The following is a 5,064-nucleotide window of genomic DNA, read 5'->3' on the forward strand; positions in this document are numbered from 1 at the left end:
TGCGCGCTGCCTTTGTCATTTATCACCACATGTTGTACATGGCGGGCATCGTCATGTTCTCTTCATATTGACACTGTACGATGACTTCCATTCTCATCATGTAACGTGTGCATCCATGTTGGCCAAGCTTAAACTCGTCAAAACTCCCAAAGGCATCGATAGTGTCCTGATGCTATCGGCCATGCTGATACTCTGGATCGGCAATTACAGCAACCTCGACCTCATGATCGCCGACAGTATGTTCGACGGGGCGCGTGGGCAATTTGCCGGTGCTGGCAGCGCGTGGGTAAGCAGTTTCCAGTTCGGCATGATCTTGCTTGGCGTCGCTTTGATCGGCTTGGCCGTCTGGGACACCTTGCATCCGCTGGCCTGGCTTGCATCACGCCGCAGCGCCTTGCGCGTGGTGGCGTTGTCGGCTATCTTCGTGCCGCTAAGCATCTATTGGCTCTTTTCCTTCAGCGACGTGCCTTGTCCCACGGATTTGTTGCGCTATGGCGGAATGGAACCGTACGCGCGCCTGCTGGAAACGTTGCCGGCCAGCGCATCTGCCATGGCATGCCTGCCCGCTACCCAGGCAAACACTGCCTGGTGGATGTTGGCCTTGCCATTGTTCTGCCTGCCAAGACGACCACGCACGGCGCTTCTGTTCGCCGGCGTCATGCTGCTGTGTGGTTTGGCGGCAGGCTGGCAGCAGCAGTTGCAAGGTGCACAATTCTTTACGCACACATTGTGGTCTGCCTGGATCGCTTCTTTCCTCATATATCTGCTGCATCATTTGTTCCGGTCCGAGGACGCGTTGGCCTGAAACACAAAAGTACGTCACAATCTGCCTGTCGAGTTGTCGTTTCATACAAAAACAGGAGCACCATGAACGAGCAGATTGCGAGAGAAGTGGTATTGGTCCGTGCTATCGAGACGGCCGACCAGAAAAAAGAAGTCCTCAGCGAGGACGACCGCATGTATGCCAGCCGTAGTGCGCGTGAGCTTGCGCAGTGGCAAGCTTCGGGTAAGCAGGCCGAAGTGACAGGTGACGATTTCCTGCAGCAGCGTTCCGAGTTGATCATCAAGCGCATCACCGAGCGCACCCCCGCCTTCGCTGCCTTCGCGAAGCGTCGCAACGGCATGAAAACCCTGGCGCTGGCCTTGCCCCTGCTGGCCTTGCTGCTGGGAGCCGGGCTCGACCGCATCACGGATCCGCATCGCGTCGATCTGCTGTCGGCGCCCTTGCTGCTGATCATCGCCTGGAATGTACTGGTCTACCTGGGCTTGCTGATCTGGCTATGCATCCCCTCGCACTCGCTCGGCTGGCCGAAAGCGGGACTGGTGCGCCACCTGAGCGTGGGCCGCCTGGCCCTGCCGCGCAAGCTTCCGCACGCCTTGTCTTCGGGCTTGCTCAGCTTCATGGGGGAATGGGCGCACTTGAGCGCCAAGCTGACGGCCGCGCGCCTGAGCCGTACCATCCACCTGAGCGCTGCCATGTTTGCCATCGGCGCCGTTGCCTCGCTGTATGCGCGCGGTTTCCTGTCGCAATACGCGGCCGGCTGGGAAAGCACCTTTTTGAATCCCGGCCAGGTGCACAGCCTGCTTTCAACCCTGTTTGCGCCGGCGATTGCCCTGTTTCATTTGCAAGGTTTTTCGCTGGCGGAAATCGAAGCGCTGCGCTTCCCGCAAACGACGACCGTCGAAGGCGGCGCCCGCTGGGTGCATTTGTATGCGGCAACGATTTTCCTGCTGGTCGTCGTCCCCCGCCTGATCCTGGCCCTGGTCAACAACTGGCGCGCGGCGCACCTGGCCAGGCACTTTCCGCTGGATCTCGATCAACCGTATTTCCGCAAGCTCAATGAAAGCATCGGCGTGGCCACGGGCGGCATGCTGCGCGTCTTGCCATACAGCTTTACTGTCGATGAAGCACGCCACATGGGATTGGGGCAGCTGTCCATCATGCTGTTCGGCGAGCAGGGCCGCATGATGCTGCGTCCATCGACGTCGTATGGCGAAGAGCCGCAGGACGTCTTGCGCGGCACGGACTTGAACGATCCGCAAGTCAATATCACGGCCGTGCTGTTCAATCTGACGGCGACGCCGGAAAAGGAAAATCACGGCGCCTTCCTCGATTACCTGGTGCAATCGTCGGCACGCGGCATCGCCGTCCTGATCGACGAGTCCAGCTACCTGGAGCGCGCTGGTGAGCAGGTCGATAACGGTGCGCGCCTGGTGGAGCGCGTCGCCCTGTGGCAGCAGTTCTGCCAGTTCCATAAAACCACGGCCACCGTGGTCAATTTGCTCAACCCTGCCTTGCACCCGCTTGATGCAGGTGTCGGCTTGAAAGTATCGGCAGCAGCATGAGTGTGAATGTGAATAAAGATGTGCAAGATGATGCGGTGCAGATTCAGTTTGCGCTGATTTCACACACGAATAATGGCAAGACGACCTTGGCGCGCACTTTGGTGGGCGTGGACATCGGCGAAGTGCGCGACGCCGCCCACGTGACCGTGTTTGCGGAATCGCATACCCTGCTGGCCACGCCGCAGGGTGATGCCTTGCAATTGTGGGATACGCCCGGCTTTGGCGACTCCGTGCGCCTGCTCAAGCGCCTGGGCCAGTCAGGCAATCCCATCGGCTGGTTCCTGCGCGAGGTGCTGGACCGTTATCGCGACCGCCCATTCTGGCTCAGCCAGCAAGCGCTGCGCACGGCCAAGGACTCTGCCGACGTGGTGCTGTACCTGGTCAATTCCTCGGAGCATCCCAAGGATGCGGGCTACTTGCCGGCGGAAATGAAAATCCTCGCCTGGCTCGATAAGCCCGTGGTGGTCTTGCTCAATCAGATGGGGCCGCCGCGCCCTGGCAATGAGGAACACAGCGAGCAGGCACGCTGGCGCGAGCATTTGCAGCAGTATCCAATCGTGCGCGACGTCCTGGCGCTCGATGCCTTTGCCCGCTGCTGGGTGCATGAACGCGTGTTTTACGAAGCCGTGGGTAGATTGTTGCCGCAATCGCAGCAAGCGGGTTATGCGCGTTTGTTTGCTGCCTGGCAAGAGCAGAATACGGCACGTTTCCGGCAGGCCATGCGCCTGCTGGCCACGCAGTTGGCGGTGGCCGGGCAGGATCGCGAAGCCATCGAGTCCGCCTCCAAGAGCTTGCTGAAATCGGCCTTGCAGGTCGTGGGCATCGGCAAAAATGCAGAACAGCAACGCCAGGAAAAGGCCATGGCCAGCCTGGTGGCGCGGCTCAATACGCACAGCGGTGTCACCACGCGTGAGCTTTTGATCTTGCACAAACTCGACCCGACCGATGCGCATAAGATCAATAGTCGGATACGGGAAAATTTCGCCGTACGCGCACCGATCGACAAGGCGCAAGCTGGGCTATTGGGCGCCATGATTTCGGGTGCCGCGACTGGCCTGTCGGCCGACCTGATTTCCGGCGGCCTGACCTTGGGCACGGGCGCCTTGCTTGGCGGCGTGGTTGGTGCGCTGACGTTCGCGGGCGCAGCCTGGGGTTTCAATTCCGGCACTGACCGCAATGAACCCATGATGCAATTTACGGATGCATTCCTGCGCACCTTGGTGGTGGCGGGCGTGCTGCGTTACCTGGCGGTGGCGCACTTTGGCCGTGGCCGCGGCAATTTCGTTGAAAGCGAAGCGCCGGCCTTCTGGCAAGACGAAGTCGAGCAGGCGGTGGCGCGCCATGAAGGCGCATTGGCCGAGTTGTGGAAAGACGTGCGCCGCGAGAAATCAAATGAACTGGCGGCCGAGCGTGTGCAGCCCATCATCACGGTGATCACTGCCGATGTGCTGGCGCGCCTGTACCCGGACGTGGCGCAGCAGATGTAAATACGGGCTTCCATCGCCTATTTCCAACAGGGTTTCCCATGAGCACACATAAAATCGCGGTCATCGCCGGTGACGGCATTGGCAATGAAGTCATGCCGGAGGGCTTGCGTGTAATTGAAGCGGCTGCCCGTCGTTTCAATATCGACCTGCAGTTCACGACCATGGAGTGGGCCAATTGCGACTATTACCTGGAACACGGGCAAATGATGCCCTCGGACTGGTTTGCGCAGCTCAAGGATTTCGACGCCATCTATTTTGGCGCGGTGGGCTGGCCGGACAAGGTGCCTGACCATATCTCGCTGTGGGGCTCTTTATTAAAATTCCGGCGCGAGTTCGACGAATACGTCAACTTGCGGCCTGTGCGTCTGATGCCGGGCGTGCCGTGTCCGCTGGCGAACAAAAAGCCGGGCGATATCGACTTTTATGTGATGCGTGAAAACACGGAAGGAGAATATTCATCCGTGGGCGGGCGCATGTTCGAGGGAACAGAGCGCGAAACGGTGCTGCAGGAATCCGTGTTTACGCGCAAGGGCGTCGACCGGATATTGAAATACGCATTCGAACTGGCGCAAAGCCGGCCTAAAAAACACCTGACATCGGCCACCAAGTCGAATGGTATTGCCATCAGCATGCCATATTGGGATGAACGGGTAGAAGCGATGGGGCCGAGCTTCCCCGATGTGCGCTGGGATAAATACCATATCGACATCCTGGCGGCCCGCTTTGTATTGAGCCCCGAGCGCTTCGACGTGGTGGTCGCTTCGAATCTGTTTGGCGATATCTTGTCCGACCTGGGCCCTGCCTGCACGGGGACGATTGCCATCGCACCATCTGCCAATATCAATCCGGAGCGGACTTTTCCTTCCGTCTTCGAGCCGGTACACGGTTCCGCCCCCGATATCTATGGCCAGAATATCGCCAATCCGATCGGCATGATCTGGTCGGGCGCCATGATGCTGGACTTCCTCGGCAATGGCGACGCCAATTACACGGCGGCGCATGACGCGGTTTTGCGCGCCATCGAACAAGTGCTCGAGCATGGCCCGCGTACGCCGGACATGGGTGGCAGCGCCAGTACGACCAATGTGGGCATGGCAGTTGCTGAATTGCTGAAATAAAGCTTGCCGCCCGTGGGTGGCTTTGCTATAGTTCGCCTCCCCAATGAGACGCAGTCAAATGCGGCACTTGAGGATCACCGGAAACGGCGATGAGTAGTAAAAGAAGGAGTTGA

At 59.3% G+C, this 5,064-nt stretch carries 4 protein-coding genes; all 4 read left to right on the forward strand.

Annotation, left to right across the window (positions count from 1 at the left end):
• The coding region (locus tag VM94_RS17790; protein WP_235432944.1) for a hypothetical protein at positions 1-805 on the forward strand (805 nt) is incomplete at its 5' end.
• Between the two features lie 62 nt (positions 806-867).
• Positions 868-2,346 carry a DUF2868 domain-containing protein gene (locus VM94_RS17795; protein ID WP_046684709.1) on the forward strand — a complete coding sequence of 493 codons (1,479 nt, stop codon included), beginning with the start codon at positions 868-870 and terminating at the stop codon, positions 2,344-2,346.
• Positions 2,343-3,833, forward strand: a complete 1,491-nt coding sequence (locus VM94_RS17800; protein WP_046684710.1) for a DUF3482 domain-containing protein — start codon at positions 2,343-2,345, stop codon at positions 3,831-3,833. Before VM94_RS17795 ends, VM94_RS17800 begins: the two co-directional genes overlap by 4 nt.
• A gap of 38 nt (positions 3,834-3,871) precedes the next feature.
• The gene (locus tag VM94_RS17805) at positions 3,872-4,951 is read left to right on the forward strand and encodes a tartrate dehydrogenase (protein WP_046684711.1); all 1,080 of its coding nucleotides are present in this window, start codon (positions 3,872-3,874) and stop codon (positions 4,949-4,951) included.
• Positions 4,952-5,064 lie beyond the last annotated feature (113 nt).

It is taken from the genome of Janthinobacterium sp. KBS0711 (assembly GCF_000988085.1).
Classification (GTDB): domain Bacteria; phylum Pseudomonadota; class Gammaproteobacteria; order Burkholderiales; family Burkholderiaceae_D; genus Janthinobacterium; species Janthinobacterium lividum_E.

What these genes read in the sequence shown, in the direction of transcription:
- VM94_RS17795 (WP_046684709.1), top strand. Translation starts at nt 868, where the DNA reads ATGAACGAGCAGATTGCGAGAGAAGTGGTATTGGTCCGTGCTATCGAG.
- VM94_RS17800 (WP_046684710.1), top strand. Translation starts at nt 2,343, where the DNA reads ATGAGTGTGAATGTGAATAAAGATGTGCAAGATGATGCGGTGCAGATT.
- VM94_RS17805 (WP_046684711.1), top strand. Translation starts at nt 3,872, where the DNA reads ATGAGCACACATAAAATCGCGGTCATCGCCGGTGACGGCATTGGCAAT.